The 17,327-nt window shown below is 33.3% G+C and carries 17 protein-coding genes; 6 read left to right on the top strand and 11 right to left on the bottom strand.

What is annotated here, in order from left to right:
* The first annotated feature begins 71 nt into the window (after positions 1-71).
* Complete coding sequence (locus NG655_RS01385) at positions 72-452, top strand: heavy-metal-associated domain-containing protein (RefSeq protein WP_252157561.1); 381 nt, start codon at positions 72-74, stop codon at positions 450-452.
* Between the two features lie 4 nt (positions 453-456).
* Here NG655_RS01385 and gldD read toward each other — a convergent pair whose 3' ends face one another.
* From gldD to mutY, 4 genes are read right to left on the bottom strand one after another with little or no spacing between them, the layout of a single operon-like run.
* A complete protein-coding gene (gldD, locus tag NG655_RS01380; protein ID WP_252157560.1) occupies positions 457-1,011 on the bottom strand; it encodes a gliding motility lipoprotein GldD in 555 nt (184 codons plus the stop codon).
* Between the two features lie 19 nt (positions 1,012-1,030).
* Entirely contained in the window at positions 1,031-2,338 is a 1,308-nt protein-coding gene (gldE, locus tag NG655_RS01375; RefSeq protein WP_252157559.1) for a gliding motility-associated protein GldE, read from the bottom strand.
* Between the two features lie 16 nt (positions 2,339-2,354).
* A complete protein-coding gene (locus NG655_RS01370) occupies positions 2,355-2,768 on the bottom strand; it encodes a single-stranded DNA-binding protein (protein WP_252157558.1) in 414 nt (137 codons plus the stop codon).
* 43 nt (positions 2,769-2,811) lie between these two features.
* Positions 2,812-3,840: an A/G-specific adenine glycosylase gene (mutY, locus tag NG655_RS01365; protein WP_252157557.1), complete on the bottom strand. Its 1,029-nt coding sequence runs from the start codon at positions 3,838-3,840 to the stop codon at positions 2,812-2,814.
* A 154-nt stretch (positions 3,841-3,994) separates the two neighbouring features.
* Between mutY and NG655_RS01360 the strand changes: the two genes are divergently transcribed.
* From NG655_RS01360 to NG655_RS01350, 3 genes are all read left to right on the top strand, one after another.
* On the top strand, positions 3,995-4,285 hold the full coding sequence (locus tag NG655_RS01360) for an HU family DNA-binding protein (protein WP_252157556.1): 291 nt from the start codon (positions 3,995-3,997) through the stop codon (positions 4,283-4,285).
* Between the two features lie 248 nt (positions 4,286-4,533).
* Positions 4,534-6,090: an Rne/Rng family ribonuclease gene (locus NG655_RS01355; protein ID WP_252157555.1), complete on the top strand. Its 1,557-nt coding sequence runs from the start codon at positions 4,534-4,536 to the stop codon at positions 6,088-6,090.
* Between the two features lie 117 nt (positions 6,091-6,207).
* Positions 6,208-6,678, top strand: a complete 471-nt coding sequence (locus NG655_RS01350) for a regulatory protein RecX (protein WP_252157554.1) — start codon at positions 6,208-6,210, stop codon at positions 6,676-6,678.
* Between the two features lie 538 nt (positions 6,679-7,216).
* On the opposite strand, the gene NG655_RS01345 is transcribed toward NG655_RS01350, so the two are convergent.
* The 3 genes from NG655_RS01345 to atpD form a co-directional block, all read right to left on the bottom strand.
* Positions 7,217-9,049 carry a TonB-dependent receptor plug domain-containing protein gene (locus NG655_RS01345; RefSeq protein WP_252157553.1) on the bottom strand — a complete coding sequence of 611 codons (1,833 nt, stop codon included), beginning with the start codon at positions 9,047-9,049 and terminating at the stop codon, positions 7,217-7,219.
* Between the two features lie 82 nt (positions 9,050-9,131).
* Complete coding sequence (locus NG655_RS01340) at positions 9,132-9,410, bottom strand: FoF1 ATP synthase subunit delta/epsilon (protein ID WP_252157552.1); 279 nt, start codon at positions 9,408-9,410, stop codon at positions 9,132-9,134.
* Between the two features lie 5 nt (positions 9,411-9,415).
* Positions 9,416-10,927 carry a F0F1 ATP synthase subunit beta gene (atpD, locus tag NG655_RS01335; protein WP_252157551.1) on the bottom strand — a complete coding sequence of 504 codons (1,512 nt, stop codon included), beginning with the start codon at positions 10,925-10,927 and terminating at the stop codon, positions 9,416-9,418.
* Between the two features lie 252 nt (positions 10,928-11,179).
* Between atpD and NG655_RS01330 the strand changes: the two genes are divergently transcribed.
* Positions 11,180-12,223, top strand: coding sequence for a 1-acyl-sn-glycerol-3-phosphate acyltransferase (locus NG655_RS01330; RefSeq protein ID WP_252157550.1), 1,044 nt, complete (start codon positions 11,180-11,182; stop codon positions 12,221-12,223).
* A 180-nt stretch (positions 12,224-12,403) separates the two neighbouring features.
* The gene (locus NG655_RS01325; protein WP_252157549.1) at positions 12,404-13,363 is read left to right on the top strand and encodes a YpdA family putative bacillithiol disulfide reductase; all 960 of its coding nucleotides are present in this window, start codon (positions 12,404-12,406) and stop codon (positions 13,361-13,363) included.
* On the opposite strand, the gene NG655_RS01320 is transcribed toward NG655_RS01325, so the two are convergent.
* From NG655_RS01320 to glmS, 4 genes are all read right to left on the bottom strand, one after another.
* A complete protein-coding gene (locus NG655_RS01320) occupies positions 13,360-13,815 on the bottom strand; it encodes a DinB family protein (RefSeq protein ID WP_252157548.1) in 456 nt (151 codons plus the stop codon). The genes NG655_RS01325 and NG655_RS01320 overlap by 4 nt on opposite strands.
* Before the next feature lie 6 nt (positions 13,816-13,821).
* On the bottom strand, positions 13,822-14,712 hold the full coding sequence (locus tag NG655_RS01315) for a diacylglycerol/lipid kinase family protein (RefSeq protein ID WP_252157547.1): 891 nt from the start codon (positions 14,710-14,712) through the stop codon (positions 13,822-13,824).
* A gap of 424 nt (positions 14,713-15,136) precedes the next feature.
* Positions 15,137-15,313: a CDGSH iron-sulfur domain-containing protein gene (locus NG655_RS01310; protein WP_252157546.1), complete on the bottom strand. Its 177-nt coding sequence runs from the start codon at positions 15,311-15,313 to the stop codon at positions 15,137-15,139.
* Positions 15,314-15,478: 165 nt separating this feature from the next.
* Positions 15,479-17,326 carry a glutamine--fructose-6-phosphate transaminase (isomerizing) gene (gene glmS / locus NG655_RS01305; RefSeq protein WP_252157545.1) on the bottom strand — a complete coding sequence of 616 codons (1,848 nt, stop codon included), beginning with the start codon at positions 17,324-17,326 and terminating at the stop codon, positions 15,479-15,481.
* Position 17,327 lies beyond the last annotated feature (1 nt).

Genomic DNA, 17,327 nt, shown 5'->3' with positions numbered 1-17,327 from the left:
TTCTTTTTACAAATGTGATGAATTTTATAGAATTGATTTCCTAATTAATCAGTATTTTTGAAAAAAAAGAGATGAAAAACATCCTTATCCTACTAAGTTGTATTCTATCCTTAACTTCCTGTAAACAAAAGAGTGCTGAAGTTAAAGTTATAGAAACAATTGTTCCAGAAAAGATTGAACTAAATCAAGAAAATTTAGTAAAAAACGAATTGAAAATAACTGGTATGACCTGTGCAATTGGATGTGCTGCAGCAATTCAAAAGAAATTAAATTCAACTCCAGGAATTGAGTCTGCTCTAGTAGACTTTGAAAGTTCTATTGCTCAAATCGTATTTGACCCTAACTTTATTCAAGAAAAAGCATTAGATACAATCGTTAAAAGTGTAGGTGATGCTTACACAGTAATTCAAAATGAACGTGTTACTTCTTTTAAGGATTTAACCTCCAAGTAACTTTCTAATCTTTCCATTCAAAAGATTCCATCAAGCGCATCATGTCGTTTTCAACGTACTGAGCAGCTGGCATAAGTGAATCGTAATTTGGTCTTGTATAAAAATATAAAGATCCAACTAGAAAGTGGTCTGTGCTGTCTGTTAAAAAAAACTGTACCTGAGAAGCTGCTTCTCCCACCACTCGGAAAAGAGTTCCATAAACTCTTTCTTTTTCATTTTGGAACACCCGCTCCGGAATTTCTTCTGCCTTTATAACATGCTTACTGGGCATTTGATAGGCATCATACAAAAGAGAATCAAGATTGTTTTTTATGGGAACATAAGAAAGATATACGGTTGCTTTCATCTCTGGATATGAGATCTTATTCCAACATTTTTTTTGAGAAACCAATTCAGCTCTTTTATTTATATCAAAAGTATAAGGGCAGTCGTGTTCAATTTTTTCATACACTGGATTAGGATAATTTAAACTAAAATATGCTTTGGGCTTTGGTAAGGTACTGTCTTGACAACCAATTAAACATAATATAATAAAACCAATTAATAACGTCTGCTTCATAGAATAAAGATAGTTTAAGTTAAGGAAGAGTAACCTTAATCTGTTTAATTCTCTTTCTATCAACTAATTCAATTTTAAATATAATTTCTTCAAATACAATTTCTTGGCCATAAACAGGAAGTTGTCTAGCTATTTCAAGAATAAACCCTGCAAGTGTTTCAGCCTCACCCTTTGCTTTTTCAAAAGCCTCGAAGTCTTTAAGATTAATTATTCGATAAAAATCTTTAAGACTAACTTTTGCATTAATCACAAAGTTTTTAGAATCAATTTTAGAAAACTCCAATTCATCTTCATCAAATTCATCCGATATATCTCCAACTATCTCTTCTATTAAATCTTCTAGAGTAACAATCCCAGAAGTTCCTCCGTATTCGTCGACAACAACAGCTAAATGTATTTTTTTAGTTTTAAATTCATTCAACAAATCGTCTAGCTTTTTGTTTTCAGGAACATAATAAGGCTCTCTAAGAAGTTGGATCCAGTCAAAATTAGGTGTATTAATATTAGGCATCAAATCTTTAACGTATAAGATACCGTCAATTTGATCCATTGTATCATTATAAACTGGAATTCTAGAAAATCCCTTTTCTATAATTAAAGGTAATATTTCATCAAAAGCCATTTCTTTTTCAAGAGCAAACACATCGATTCTAGGACACATTACCTGTTTTGTGTCTGTTGCTCCAAAATTTATAATTCCTTGCAAAATTAGATCTTCTTGCTTAGTTGTATCTTTTTGCTCTGTAAATTCTAGTGCCTGAGAAAGGGTATCTACTGAAAAATTGTTAGACTTCTGTCCAAAATTACGCTCTAAAAATACAGTTATACTACTCATTGGAATTGTAATTACTGAAAGTAATTTACGATCTAAAAAATAGATTATTCCAGACATAAATTTTGAAAAAAGTAAGCTGTTCTTATTGGCATAAATTTTTGGTAGAATCTCTCCAAAGAGAAGTATAGTAAAAGTTATAATTCCGATTTCTATAAATAATCTAAGAAATTCACTTTCAATATTTGCAAAAAACAAATTCCCCAAAGAAGCAAATAATAATACTATTCCAATATTAATGAAGTTATTAGCTACTAGTATAGTAGCTAATAACCTTTTAGGCTTTTGAAGTAAATTTTCAATTCTTTCAATTTTCTTGGGGTAGGCTTCTTTTTGTTCCTCTAAAATAGAGGGGGTTAAAGAAAAGAAGGCAACCTCTGCCCCAGAAATTAACGCTGAACTTATTAGCAAACAGGCAAGTAATAAAAATTTTAAACCAATAATAGGTTCAATAGAAATTAATAAATTAAAGATGCTTAAGGGTTCTGGGTCCAATTAAATTGAGTTTAAATTAAAAAGGTAGATCTTCTTCTTTAGAAGATTCTTGTGTAGGTGGTTGCGAAGGGGGTATTCCTTCGCTAGAGTTTTTCTTTGTTGTTAAAAATGTAAAATCATCAACAATGACTTCAGTACTGTATCGATCAGTACCATCCTCAGCTTGCCACTTCCGTGTTTTAATTTTTCCTTCCACATAAATTCGATCACCTTTACTAAGGTACTTTTCGCAAATTTCTGCAGCTTTGTTTCTTACAACAACATTGTGCCAATCAGTGTTTGTTACTTTCTCACCAGTTGCTTTTTTTGTGTAGGTTTCGTTTGTAGCTAAAGGAAATCTTCCGATTGATCCTCCACCTTCGAAATAATGCATTTTCAGGTCATCTCCAAGATGTCCAATTAACATAACTTTATTAAGGCTTCCACTCATAATGATAGATTTATAGGGTTAAACATATTCAAATATAATAAAGTCATTGGTTAGAGAGGTAAAAGTTTTCAATAAAGTTACCTAAAACAATGGGAACCGGATAGTTACGTATATTTTTTTCTAAAATCAAAGGCCCTAAAATATCTTTTGTTTTAACTTTCCAAAACGTAATATACAATTGTTGATGCGATAATTTGTGCTTAATTGGTTTTTCGTTCAATTTTATAATTTGAATACCTTCAGGGTTTGTATACTTTAAAAGTAATGGATCATTAGCGATATCGGTTTCTTCAATTATCCCTGAGCTTTCTAATAAGGGAAATTCATATAGTTGCTGCCAAATCCCTTTAGCTGTTCTTTGAGTTAAAATAGTTTCCTTTTTTGGAGTTACAAAAACAAGATAATTGAAATACTTTGAGGTTACCTTAATCTTTCCTTTCTTAAATGGTAATTGAGAAATCAGATTTTGATTGAAAGCAATACAATTGTTTTGAAAAGGACAATTCGAACATACTGGATTTTTGGGTACGCATTGTAATGCTCCGAATTCCATAAGGGCTTGATTAAAATCACCTGGATCCTCGTTGCCCATTAAATCTGAAGCTAGACTTTTGAATTCCTTTAAAGCATAAGAAGCATCAATGGGGGTGTTTTTGCCAAAATATCGTGATAAAAGTCGATAAACATTTCCATCAACTACCGCCTGAGGTTCTTTAAAACAGATCGAAGAAATTGCACTAGCAGTATAATCACCAACTCCTTTAAGCGTTACTAGCTCTTTAAAATTATCGGGGAAAACGGAATTAAATTCCGAAACTATATACTTTGCAGTATGATGTAAGTTTCTAGCTCTAGAATAATACCCCAAACCCTGCCATAGTTTCAAAACAGCTTCTTCGTCTGCGGCAGCCAATTCGTTAACTGTTGGAAAAGCTTTTACAAAAGCTTTATAATAAGGAGTGCCTTGTGCAATTCTAGTTTGTTGTAAAATTATTTCAGAGAGCCATATTTTATATGGATCACGTGTCTTTCGCCAAGGAAAAGACCTCTTATGTGTCTTATACCAAGCCATTAATAGATTTGTCCAAGTCATTACTTGCAAAAGTAATGCTTAGTACCCGATTTAAAAAGGTAAATATTAATGGATTAGCCTAATATATTTCTAATATTAAATTTATATATTTGCAATCTCCAAAATTTAGAAAAACTATAATTTATAATTAATCATGACGAAAGCGGAAATCGTTTCGAACATATCGGAACAATTAGGAATTGACAAAGGTGATGTACAGGCAACTGTAGAAAAGTTTATGTCTGAGGTGAAAAATTCTCTTGAGAAAAACGAAAATGTTTATTTAAGAGGATTTGGAAGTTTTGTTGTAAAAACAAGAGCTGAAAAGACAGGAAGAAACATTTCTAAAAACACTGCTGTTAAAATCCCTGCTCATAATATCCCAGCATTTAAACCAGCAAAAATATTTGTTGAAGGTATCAAGTCGAGCGTACCAGTAAAATAATTAACTAATAAAACACACATTATGCCAAGCGGTAAAAAACGTAAAAGACATAAGGTAGCTACTCACAAGCGTAAGAAAAGACGTAGAGCTAACCGTCACAAGAAAAAATAGTGTAGAATACACTTAAAAAAATTCATTGTTCTTTGAAATGAAACGCACCATTAAGGTTGCGTTTCACAGGATAAATCCTGAAAAATTATTGTTTAATCGTTAATACATTTTTATGTATTGACACAATACTACTCAGAGTGAATAAAGAATTGATTATACGATCGAATTCCTCTGCAGTTGATTTCGCATTACTCAAGGACGGAAAACTAATTGAGCTCAATAAAGAGGTAGATGACAACAAATTTTCGGTTGGAGACATATTCTTCGCCAAAGTTAGAAAATCTGTTGGAGGGCTAAACGCTGCATTTGTAAATGTAGGCCACGAAAAAGATGGTTTTTTACACTATCATGATCTGGGTCCGAAACTACCCACTTTATTGAAATTTATTAAACAGGTAAGTACAGGTAAAACAAAAGATTATTTATTAAAAAACTTTCGTTTTGAAGAAGATATTGAAAAAAATGGAGTAATTAGTGATGCCATTAGCTCGAACCAACAGATTTTGGTTCAAGTTGTTAAAGAGCCCATATCCACAAAAGGACCACGAATTAGCTCAGAGCTCTCGCTAGCTGGACGCTATATGGTTCTTGTTCCATTTTCTGATAGAATATCCATCTCACAAAAAATAGAAGACCGGGAAGAAAAAAATCGTCTAAAGCGTCTTGTACAAAGCATTAAACCGAAAGGGTTTGGTGTTATTGTAAGAACAGTAGCTAAAGACAAAAAAGTAGCAGAGCTAGACGCAGATTTACAACAGCTAATACAGCGTTGGAAAAACATGTGTGCACGACTCTCTAAGATCAACAAATATCCAACAAAAGTGTTGAGCGAAATAGATCGTTCTTCCTCTATATTAAGAGATATTTTTGATGATTCTTTCACAGGAATTCACGTAGATGACAAAGAGTTATTCGGTGAAATAGGTGATTATATTCAAACCATTGCACCCAAAAAGGCAGGTATACTTAAACATTATACCGATTCGTTACCCATCTTTGAAAAGTTTGGAGTTGAACGACAAATCAAAACAGCCTTTGGGAAAACAGTTTCCATGCAAAAGGGAGCTTATTTAGTTATAGAACATACGGAAGCATTACATGTAATTGATGTAAACAGTGGTAACCGATCGAATAAATCGAGAAACCAAGAAGAGACAGCCATGGAAGTCAATATGATTTCTGCTACAGAGGTTGCTCGCCAATTACGCCTTCGTGATATGGGAGGAATTGTTGTTGTAGACTTTATTGATCTCGCTTCTAGTGATAATAGACGTATTCTATTTGAACATTTAAAGAAAGAAATGAGTTCTGATAGAACTAAACATAAAATTCTTCCACCTAGTAAATTTGGTCTCATTCAGATCACCCGACAACGGGTTAGACCTGTAATGAAAATCAAAACAAAAGAGCCTAATCCAAATCTTAACGGTGAGGTTGAAGCTCCAATCGTTTTACTTGACAAAATCAACGCAGATCTTAACAAAATTGTTAACAACGCAGAGCATCAAAAAAAGAAAATTGAATTACACATTCATCCTTTTATTGCTGCTTATTTAAACCAGGGGTTCCCTTCCGTCCGAACCAAATGGTTATTAAAGCATAAAAAACGGGTTAAAATTATACCCCGAGATGCTTATCAATATTTACACTATCGTTTTTTCGATCATAAGAAAAAGCCGATTCGTGTTCAATAGAATTATTAAAGCGACCTTCTTAACGAGGGTCGCTTTTTTTATTTTAAAAAATCCTTAAACAAAACCCAGAGTTTATTTAGTACTCTAAAAAATGATTTTAAAAATGTACTTTTGACTATGCACAATACAAAATCATACACAGTAGACGAAGCTCAACAAAAACTTGAACACTATTGTGCTTACCAAGAACGTTGCCACAAAGAAGTAGAAGAAAAGCTTAAATCAATGCATATGATTCCGGCTGCTATAGATCAGATAATAGGTAAACTCATAACCGATAATTATCTAAACGAAACTCGTTTTGCACAAAGTTTTGCCCGAGGGAAATTTAGAATAAAAAAATGGGGGAAAGTTCGGATTTTAAACCAATTAAAATTTCGTGGTATTAGTGCATGGAATATCAAAAAAGCTATGCAAGAAATCGATCCCGAGGAGTACTTGGATACCTTTGATTTCCTTTTTGAAAAATTTTGGAAAGAATATGAACATTTGGGAATGATTAAATGCCAAAAAAAGGTACACGACCGATTACAATATCGTGGTTGGGAAAAAGAATTAATCTACCAGGCAATCAACAATAAAAGATGATTTTCTTTTAAAAAGAAAACTCAAATAATATACTCCCGTTCGCCTCAGTTATAGGAACTAGATTAGTTTCTGTGTACACCTTTAAAAAAGAGTATTTAATAAAAACGTAACCTCAATAGAGTGATTCTAAAACACTAATCGTATGGAATTTTCCTAGATAAACGTTCCACTAGTTTCAAAGCAATTTAACCAGGCTCCACTCTTCGGAATTGACTACTCCATCAAAGGTTGGAAGTTTATTTTGCGCAAAAGAAATAAAAGATAATAATACTAAAACAGGGCTGATTTTCATATCTTATAATTTATGTATAAGACGGTTTAAGAAATCAAGTGTTACACTATACTGAGTTAAAATTTAGAATTAGTGTGTTAAAGTTTACGCCAAATGCTACTCAATGATCCTACAAGTCATTTATTGAAATTATCCAAATAAATGAGATCCTGTTGAATTTAATATAATGTAGAAATAGCAGGCAAGTAATCTATGAAAAGTTGATGATTTAATAATAAATCAAGGCGGTTATTAAATACAATTTTCCTAGAACGAATATTCAAAACTGACACTCCCGTTCGCCTCAGGCATAGGAACTAGATTAGTTTCTGTGTACACTTCATTGAAAATGTTATTTGCTAAAAGAGTAACCCTGAATTTTTTGTTGGTTGAAATCCATTGAGTATTTAAATCTAAGACCGTATAAGGATCTCCTAAACTTCGTTCAGCTTGCTTTAACACAATACCTGACGATATGTTATTTGACCACTGGTTAAAAGAGCTAATTGTAAAATGATTCTTCAATGAATTAATTGAATATCTAGAAAAATTATATTCTGTAACTCCTTTTACATCATCATTAATATAAGTATATCCAATTCGTAATGATTGTGGTTGCTTACTAATCGAGTAACTTATATTAGATTCAAACTCAAAACCACTTGTAGTGACCTCTTGAATATTATTAGCCTCCCACAAAGCATCTTCAGTGTCTTTAACATAATCAATTAAATTCTCTGAATTACGATTGAAGTATGCAGCACTAAATGAAAAGTTTGTATTAATATATCGAGCTCCTAGTTCTAACGCTAAAGCACTTTCTGGCTTTAGGTCTGGATTTCCAAGAGTTGTTCTGTCATTGTAATAAAGATCGGTATAGGTAGGGATTCTATAGGTATTACCAATGTTACCGTAAACTCTTATTTGAGAGTTAAATGCATATCCGAAATCTATTCCCGGGAAAAAATGAGTTCCAAAATCAGAGTAATCATTAAATGCAATACCAGGGGTAATATCTAATTTTTGATCTAAAAGAAGAAAACGGTGTTCTAAAAATAAATTTGTCATTAAACGATCATGCTCTCCTAGGTTATTACTACTAATGTTTACTCTAGAGAAATCAATACCCACTCCTGTTGTTCCTAAAGAAGAAAATAAACTATAATCTACAGCAACTCCTGCTTTGTTTGTGATATGTAAGTTTCTATAAACACTTGGATTGTGTCTAAGATAGACATACATATCTTGGCTTCTTCTCCAATAAATTCTTGGTTTAATTACAGATTTTTCATTTTTAATTACACTAGAGAGTGCTACTAAACTCCCTTCCGTTTCTTCATATTGTTCTGTTGCGGTTGGTGTAGCATAAAAACCATTAGCACCAAACTCACGGTCTGAAAAATATCCTAAGAATTGAACCGGTATTTCATTTACATTAAAGTTTCCTTTTACAAAATAATTTCTGTTTATAAAATCTGTGTTATGTCTATAACCGTTTGACGTATTATAAGAAAAGTGTCCTAATAATCCTCCTTTAGTTCCTTTAGCTTGAAGCGTAGATCGGATTTGTTTTTGATCATAAGAACCCGCCTGAACAGAAATTCTACTTGACCCTTCTCCCGCATCTTTTGTCACAATATTAATTGCACCCGTAAATGCATTTTGCCCATAGATTCTTGCAGCGGGACCTTTAAGAACCTCGATTCGTTCGATTAAATCAACAGGTGGTAAAAGGTTAAGTGTGTGGTGTCCTGTCTGAGCATCTTCCAGTTTGATCCCGTCAATTAAAAGGAGTGTTTGATCAAAACTACCTCCACGGATATATAAATCTGCCTGCATTCCTTCTACTCCTCTTCGTCTAATATCTACTCCCGATATTTGCTGTAACAAAGCAACAACGTTTGTTAACCCAGAATTCTTAATGTCTGTTGCAGTAATTACCTGAATTGTTCTTGAATTTAGAGATAATGGTAAATCAATACGAGTTGAATTAAGAACCACTTCTTCAAGTTTATTTGTTTTTAGACTTAAGGAGTCTGTCTGTGAAAACAAAGTACTGAATGAAAAAATAGATAGAAAAATAAAAATTGAATTTTTCATAAAAATTACATTTTTGAATAAACCAAAAACACCTGTAATTATGTTATTAATTTACAGGCGTTTAAGTTTTATTGATAAAGCATTAATCTACTAATAAGATTAATTTATTGTCTTGTAACTCTAAAGTTCCTGAGGAAACTTTAAGTTGAACTATATTTGAATCTATCTTTTCGAATGGAGCTTCAAAAGTATTTGAAGCATCAAATGTACCTTTAAATTCGACGGTCCCGGAAACTAAATTCGAAACAATTGCAGCGTGATTTTCTAAAACTTGAAAAGAACCGTTGGCTCCAGGCACAGTTAAAGTGTCAATGTTACCCGTATATAGGGTTGCTTCAGGAGATATTATTTCTAAATACATATTTATTATTCTTCAGATAACATTTTTTCTCCAGCTTCAATAGCTTCTTCTATGCTTCCTTTAAGGTTGAATGCTGCTTCTGGTAAGTGATCTAATTCACCATCCATAATCATATTAAATCCTTTAATTGTTTCTTTAATATCTACTAAAACTCCTGGAATTCCTGTAAACTGTTCTGCTACGTGGAACGGTTGAGATAAGAAACGTTGAACACGACGTGCTCGAGAAACGGCTAATTTATCTTCTTCTGATAATTCTTCCATTCCAAGAATTGCAATAATATCTTGAAGTTCTTTGTAACGTTGTAATAGTTCTTTTACTCTTTGAGCACAATTATAATGTTCATCTCCTAAGATTTCTGCAGTCAAAATTCTTGAAGTAGAATCTAAAGGATCAACAGCAGGATATATACCGAGTTCGGCAATTTTACGAGACAATACAGTTGTAGCATCCAAGTGAGCAAAAGTTGTTGCTGGTGCAGGATCTGTAAGGTCATCCGCAGGTACATATACTGCTTGAACTGAAGTAATAGATCCTCTTTTTGTTGAAGTAATACGTTCTTGCATTGCACCCATTTCTGTTGCTAATGTTGGTTGGTAACCTACCGCAGAAGGCATACGTCCTAATAAAGCAGAAACCTCTGACCCAGCTTGAGTAAATCGGAAAATATTATCAACAAAGAAAAGAACATCTTTTCCTTGTCCATCTCCAGCTCCATCACGGAAGTACTCAGCAATAGTTAGTCCAGATAATGCAACACGAGCACGAGCTCCTGGTGGCTCATTCATTTGTCCGAATACGAAAGTAGCTTTAGATTCTTTCATCGCAGTTTTATCTACTTTGCTAAGATCCCATCCACCTTCTTCCATAGAATGTAAAAAGTCGTCCCCGTATTTGATAATACCAGACTCTAACATCTCTCTAAGTAAATCATTACCTTCACGAGTACGTTCTCCTACACCTGCAAAAACAGATAATCCTCCGTGCCCTTTGGCAATGTTATTAATTAATTCTTGAATCAATACTGTTTTACCAACTCCTGCTCCTCCAAATAATCCAATTTTACCTCCCTTTGCGTAAGGTTCTACAAGATCAATAACTTTAATTCCTGTAAATAGAACTTCAGTAGCAGTAGACAACTGATCGAAATCAGGTGCCTGTCTATGAATAGACAAACCATCTTTACCTGTTTTTGGTAGATTCCCAATTCCGTCAATTGCATCTCCAATTACATTGAATAATCTTCCGTATACATCATCTCCTATTGGCATTTGAATAGGCTTCCCAGTTGCTATAACTTCTGTTCCTCTACTTAAACCGTCAGTAGAGTCCATCGAAATGGTTCTTACTGTATTTTCTCCAACGTGAGATTGAACTTCTAATATTAAAAGTTCTCCAGATTGAGTTTTAATTTCTAATGAATCGTAAATTTTAGGTAGTTTGGTGTCTGTTCCTGAAAAGGTAACATCTACTACCGGGCCTATGATTTGAGAAACTTTTCCTGCAGTCGCTGCCATATGATGAAATTGAGTTAGTTTTTAAGTCTTTTATTTCGCATGCAAATATAGGGTTTCCACAAAAAACAACCCTAACTAAATTCAAGTTTTTGTTAAAAAAAACATTACTTTGTTTTTTATGTTCAAAGGACCTTCAAAAGAGTACATTTAGAATGCTAAAGTCCGCAGGTTTAGACAGTAAGATTTATTACTTATTTTCAAGCGGTAATTCTGTTTGTTATTCCATATTTTACAGCGTAAAATTGCAGATAAATGAAAATATTTTTTTTTAAAACAATCCTTTTACTTCTAAAGCTGTATAATCCTTTTTACTTTAAAAAAGTGCGAGTGTATGGTCAAGAAAATATTCCAAAAGACGGAAGTCTTATTTTCTCACCAAACCACCAAGGATCTTTCTTAGATCCAATTCTAGTTGCAACGACCTGTGGGTTTGAGTTTCACTCACTCACAAGGAGTGACGTGTTTGGAGGTCGACTACAATGGTTTCTTGACGCCTTAAAAATGCTGCCTGTTTATAGAATAAGAGATGGATATAGCAGCCTCAAAAAAAACAAAAGTGTATTTGAAAAATGTCATGAACTTCTTGCGCAGGGAAAGAACCTAATTATGTTTTCTGAAGGACTTCATCACAATGAGTATTTTTTAAAAAGAATTTCCAAGGGCAGTAGTCGACTTGCTTTAGATGCACAAATAAAAAGTGCCCATAAAAATATTTATCTAATTCCAGTCGGAATTAATTACAGTCATCATAATCGACCTAGACAGGAGGTTCATATCGTATATGGGATTCCAATATCAATTCGTGACTTCACCAGTTCTTATAAAAACGAACCCAGTGTTACTCTCAATAAATTAAGGGAAACGCTTGAAATTAATATGAAAGATTGCTTATGGATCGAAGAGGAAGACGAGACTTACTACGAAAAAAAGAAATTCATAAACCATAAGAATGCCAAATTAGGATTTTACAAACTGAAAGAAATCGTAAATTCAAATCCAAACTCTCTCAATCAGCTTCCTGAACCTACAATCTTAAAACGAACTTTAATTTTCTTTTTCAGCTTACCAAACACATTTCCTTTGCTTGTTATAAGCAGAATACTTAATTTATTTCCCGATAAAGTATTTCATAACGGCGTAAAACACCTAATTGGGCTCATAATATTCGTTTTATGGTGGATTATTCTATTTTTTAGCCTCATTTATTTTGTAAGCATATACCTTTCACTACTTATTATAGTTGGATTTATGGTGTCTTTATTTCTTAGACAAGAATTATTGTCATCTAATAAATAAAATCATAATAAAATCTTATAATAGATTTATCTAAAGGAACATTTAGGCTTTAAAAAAGAACTATTTATATAATATGATAGTTAAATCTGATATTAAAAAAATATTAATCATTATTTATTATAAAATTAAAATATAGCTTCAATTTATGAGGTTATTAATTCGTTTATTTACTTTTGAATCATGGAAGATTTAATCATTATTGGAGCGGGGCCCATTGGATTGGCTTGTGGTATAGAAGCTGAAAAAAAAGGGCTTTCTTATACAATCATTGAGAAAGGTATGTTAGTAAACTCCATTTATCATTACCCGCAAAACATGACCTTCTTTTCGACTTCAGATCGATTAGAAATTGGGGAAATCCCATTCATCTCCCACAACCCAAAACCAACCAGAGCAGAAGCATTAGAATATTACAGAAGAGTTACCTCAACTTGGAACCTAAATGTAAAACTATATGAAGGTGTGGTTGAATTTTCTAGAATTAAAAAAGGGTTCACAATCAAAACAACCAAAAACACCTATCAGACAAAAAATATTGTTTTAGCAACTGGGTTTTACGACCTCCCTTATAAGCTAAATATCCCGGGAGAAGAACTTGAGAAAGTATCTCATTACTACAAAGAATCTCATCCATATTTTGGCATGGACATCGTGGTAATAGGCGCCGCTAATTCTGCAGTTGATGTTGCTCTTGAAACCTACAGAAAAGGAGCTAAAAGCGTTACGCTGGTTGTTAGAGAAAAACAAATTGGTGCAAACGTAAAGTACTGGGCAAGACCTGATATTGTAAACCGAATTGAAGAAGGAAGTATTCCTGCTTATTTTGAATCAAGCTTAGTAGAAATCAAACCCAATAGTGTTGTGATTCAAACTTCTGAAGAAACGATCGAAATCCCAAATGATTTTGTTCTTGCAATGACAGGGTACCAACCCGACTTTACACTTCTTGAGTCTCTGGGTGTTGGATTTAATTCAGACGAATTTAGTACTCCTAAATACAACGAAAAAACAATGGAGTCTTCTCAACCAGGAGTATACCTTGCGGGGGTCGTTTGTGGAGGTTTAAAAACTAACAAATGGTTTATAGAAAACTCTAGAGTACACGCGAAACAAATTGTTAGTGCAATTTCAGAGGCTTAAACCAGTTTAGCTAGTGCTAAAACAGAACCTATATGAATTCCATCGTGGAATAAAACAAATGAAAGTGCAGTTTCAAGAGAATCTATATGCATTTTTGTGGAAGTAGTGTAAGGATTAAATTCTTTAAATACTCCAGAATCTAAATCCGCTTCCAATTGATTATGTGTTGAAAAAAGAGCTGCGTCTAATGCGTCAACAAATTCCTGAGTTACCTCAACTTCTGGCTTTGTTCCTTTTCTATAAGAATCTATCCACGATTCTGGAACTAGTGGTTTAACCCCCGACAGAGAATAGATTAAAAGCTGTTGTGTAACAAGGGAATGCGCAACATTCCAAAGAATATTGTTGTTAAATCCGTCGGGCACTTTATTGAGTTGATCTAAAGTAAATTTCTTTAAAAATTGTGAATAAATTGCTCTGTTGTGAGCTAAAATTGAAAGATGTTGTTTCATGTTGGTTTATTTTTGTTTGGGGACTATAATTCCTAAGTTTTTGGGGTGTAGTCGTACTTGTAATTCATTAGTGGGGCTGTGATTAATTTCACCATCGTATTGGATTACGGTTTGATCTGATTCAGATGTAATTGTTACCTCAGAAACCAATAAAGTTTCTAAAAAACTACTGCTTAGATTTAAGTCAAAACGACTGTCTAAAAATAACTTAAAAAGGGACCAATAAGAAGATTTATTATAAATAATCATCTCAAATTTTCCGTCAGAAACGGAAGCGTTTGGTGTAAGCGAAAAATCATATCCAAACTGGTTGGTGTTGCAGATCATTAACAAAAAAGGAGTTACCACTCTCTTTTGTGAGTCAAATTCTAAGGTGTGCTTTTGAACTGAAAAAGAGGTGAAAGCAGCCTTTAAAGACTTAAAATAAGAGAAAAAACCTCTTGAAGGAATGTTTTGATATGCATTTATAAAATGAGTGTCAAAACTTACTCCCGTGTTACACAGGAAGAAATTTTGATTTGCTAATCCTGCATTCATTTGGACTATATTCCTAGTCTTTATTACCTGAAGAGCACCTTTTATGTGGAGTGGAATTTTAAAATGTCTTGCTAGACCATTTCCAGAACCTAATGGAACAATTCCCAAAGGAATGTCTGTTTCTATGACATATCTAGCAACTTCATTGATTGTTCCGTCTCCGCCGCAAGCTACTATTGTGCTAGATTTGTCTGATATTGCTTTTTGAGTAAGTTCTAATGCGTGACCTTTATAGAGCGATTCCCACATAAAAACATCAAAATTATTATGCCAAAAAGAAGTGGTGTCAATTTGTTTTTTTAAAATTAATTTTGCCTTCTCTGATCTAGAGTTTATAATAAAATGTATTTTTTCCTTCATCTTTAATCAGCTTCAAGAGCTCTGATTTCAATCTGTTTACTATAATCTTGCAAATACATCATGTCTTTATCTCGAAAGAATTCATTGCTTTGATCCTTTTCCTCTTTAAATACAAATATATTCTTCATTTATAAAAAAGTGTATTCCCATCCGGAATAATTAAACACAAAAGATGGATCAACCTGACTTACTGAACAGCTGCCAAAACTTCGTTAAGGTTATTATACCTTATCAACTTCGCAACGGATGGAATTATATCCGAAGACTGAGCTATGTCGAAATGTTCTTCTCTTCTCTTGAACCAAAAAAATTTAAGATAAAAAGAAAAAACTGTTTTGTTATTAAAGAATATCTTAATTAAATCGTGTGTGTAGAATTTGTTCTATACAATCAAAAAGGTGACCCAAAGAAAAATGATAAACTCTTATCCTTTATGAGCTCCGTCACAAAAAGGTTTATTGTCTGATTTGGAACATCCACATAGTGTAAACCTTGGTCCATGCTCTATTTCATTACCCTCAATATCTACAAGGTCTACAGGGCCTTGAATAACAAATTGACCGTTTGGTTTTACTATAATTTTTGTTCTTTCGTTTTGCATAATTCATTTCTTTACACAAAGATAATTGAAAACAAGTAAAGAATAAGTTTTCTAATAGTTACTTAAAAATCATAAAACAGTTCGGTTTCTACAACATTATGCTAGCTTCTGAAAATGAAAATCTTACAAGTCTTTTTAAACGGGAAGATGAATTGTCAATTAAATTTATTCCACAGTAACCGATTTCGCTAAATTCCTAGGTTGATCAACATTACATCCTCTTTGAACTGCTATATAATAAGATAAAAGTTGTAATGGAATTGTAGTTAAAATAGGGGTGAAACATTCCAAAGATTCTGGGACTTCAATACAATAATCGGCTAGTTCTTTAACACGTACATCTCCTTCGCTTACAACTGCAATTATACGTCCCTTTCTTGATTTGATTTCTTGGATATTACTAACCACTTTATCATAATGCCCTTTTTTGGTTGCAATTACAACCACAGGCATTTGTTCGTCTATTAATGCAATCGGACCATGTTTCATCTCCGCTGCAGGATATCCTTCTGCATGGATGTATGAAATTTCTTTAAGTTTTAAAGCACCTTCTAGTGCTACTGGGAAATTATAACCTCTACCTAAATAAATACAATTGTTAGTGTCATTAAAAGAAGAAGCGACTTCTTTAATTAAAGTTTCCTGCTTTAAAATTTCCGAAACTTTATCTGGTAAAGATTCTAACTCTGCAAGATGCTGTTGGTATTCTGATCGAGATAAAGACCCTTTTAACATCCCTAAATGAAGAGCCAATAAAGAAAAAACTGTAATTTGAGTAGTAAATGCTTTAGTAGATGCAACTCCAATTTCTGGCCCGGCATGGGTATAACAACCCGTGTCGGTCATTCTAGAAATAGAAGATCCTACTACATTACAAACACCGTAAACGAATGCACCACGTTCCTTAGCTATTTTAATAGCTGCTAAAGTGTCTGCTGTTTCTCCAGATTGAGAAATTGCAATGATTATATCGTCTTGAAAAATTATTGGATCACGGTATCTAAACTCAGAGGCGTACTCAACCTCAACCGGAATACGAGTGAATTTTTCAATTAAATATTCGGCAACTAATCCAGCGTGCCATGAGGTACCACAAGCAACTATTAGGATTCTTTTTGCTTTTAAAAATTTATTTTCATGATCTCTTAAACTGGAGAGGGTTATCTTTCCTTCGTTAGAAAGCAAACGCCCCCTTAAGGTGTCTCTAATAGCCTGAGGCTGCTCAAATATCTCCTTGAGCATGAAGTGTTCATATCCGCCTTTTTGAATGTTCTCTAAGCTCATTTGAAGCTCTTCAACATAAGGCTTAATTACTTTGTCTGTTTTAATTTTTCGAATTGCAATGTCTCGATTACTACGAATAATTGCTAAATGCTCCTCTTCTAAATAAATTACGTTTTTTGTATACTCAATAAATGGAGTTGCATCTGAAGCTACAAAAAACTCATTTTCACCTACACCGATAGCCAAAGGACTTCCAAGTCTTGCCGCGATGAGTTCGTTTGGCTTTCTGCGATCAAAAACCACAATTGCATAAGCCCCTATTACTTGAGTTAGTGCAATTTGAACTGCTTTCCCAAGTTTTACTTTTTCTTTCTTTTGAATGTCTTCTATTAAGTTAACTAATACCTCGGTATCTGTATCCGATGTAAAAGTGTAACCACGTTGAATCAATTCTTCTTTTAATGACGCGTAATTCTCAATGATTCCGTTATGAACCAACACCAAATTACTTGAATTTGAAGCTTGGGGGTGCGCATTTTTATCATTTGGTATTCCGTGGGTTGCCCAGCGGGTATGTCCGAGGCCAACTTGTGCGTCAATTGAATTTTGATCTTCAAGCTTCAGCTCCAACTCACTAACTTTTCCTTTTGTTTTAATTGTATACAATTCAGAACCATTAAATAAAGAAACACCGGTACTGTCATAACCTCGGTATTCAAGTCTTTTAAGACCTTTAATAATAATTGGTGCTGCTTGTTGATTTCCTATGTAGGCTACAATTCCGCACATA

It is taken from the genome of Candidatus Arcticimaribacter forsetii, assembly GCF_910589745.1.
Classification (GTDB): Bacteria; Bacteroidota; Bacteroidia; order Flavobacteriales; family Flavobacteriaceae; genus Arcticimaribacter; species Arcticimaribacter forsetii.
The sequence above is the reverse complement of the archived record's forward strand: the minus strand, read 5'-3'. Positions and strand labels throughout refer to the sequence as shown.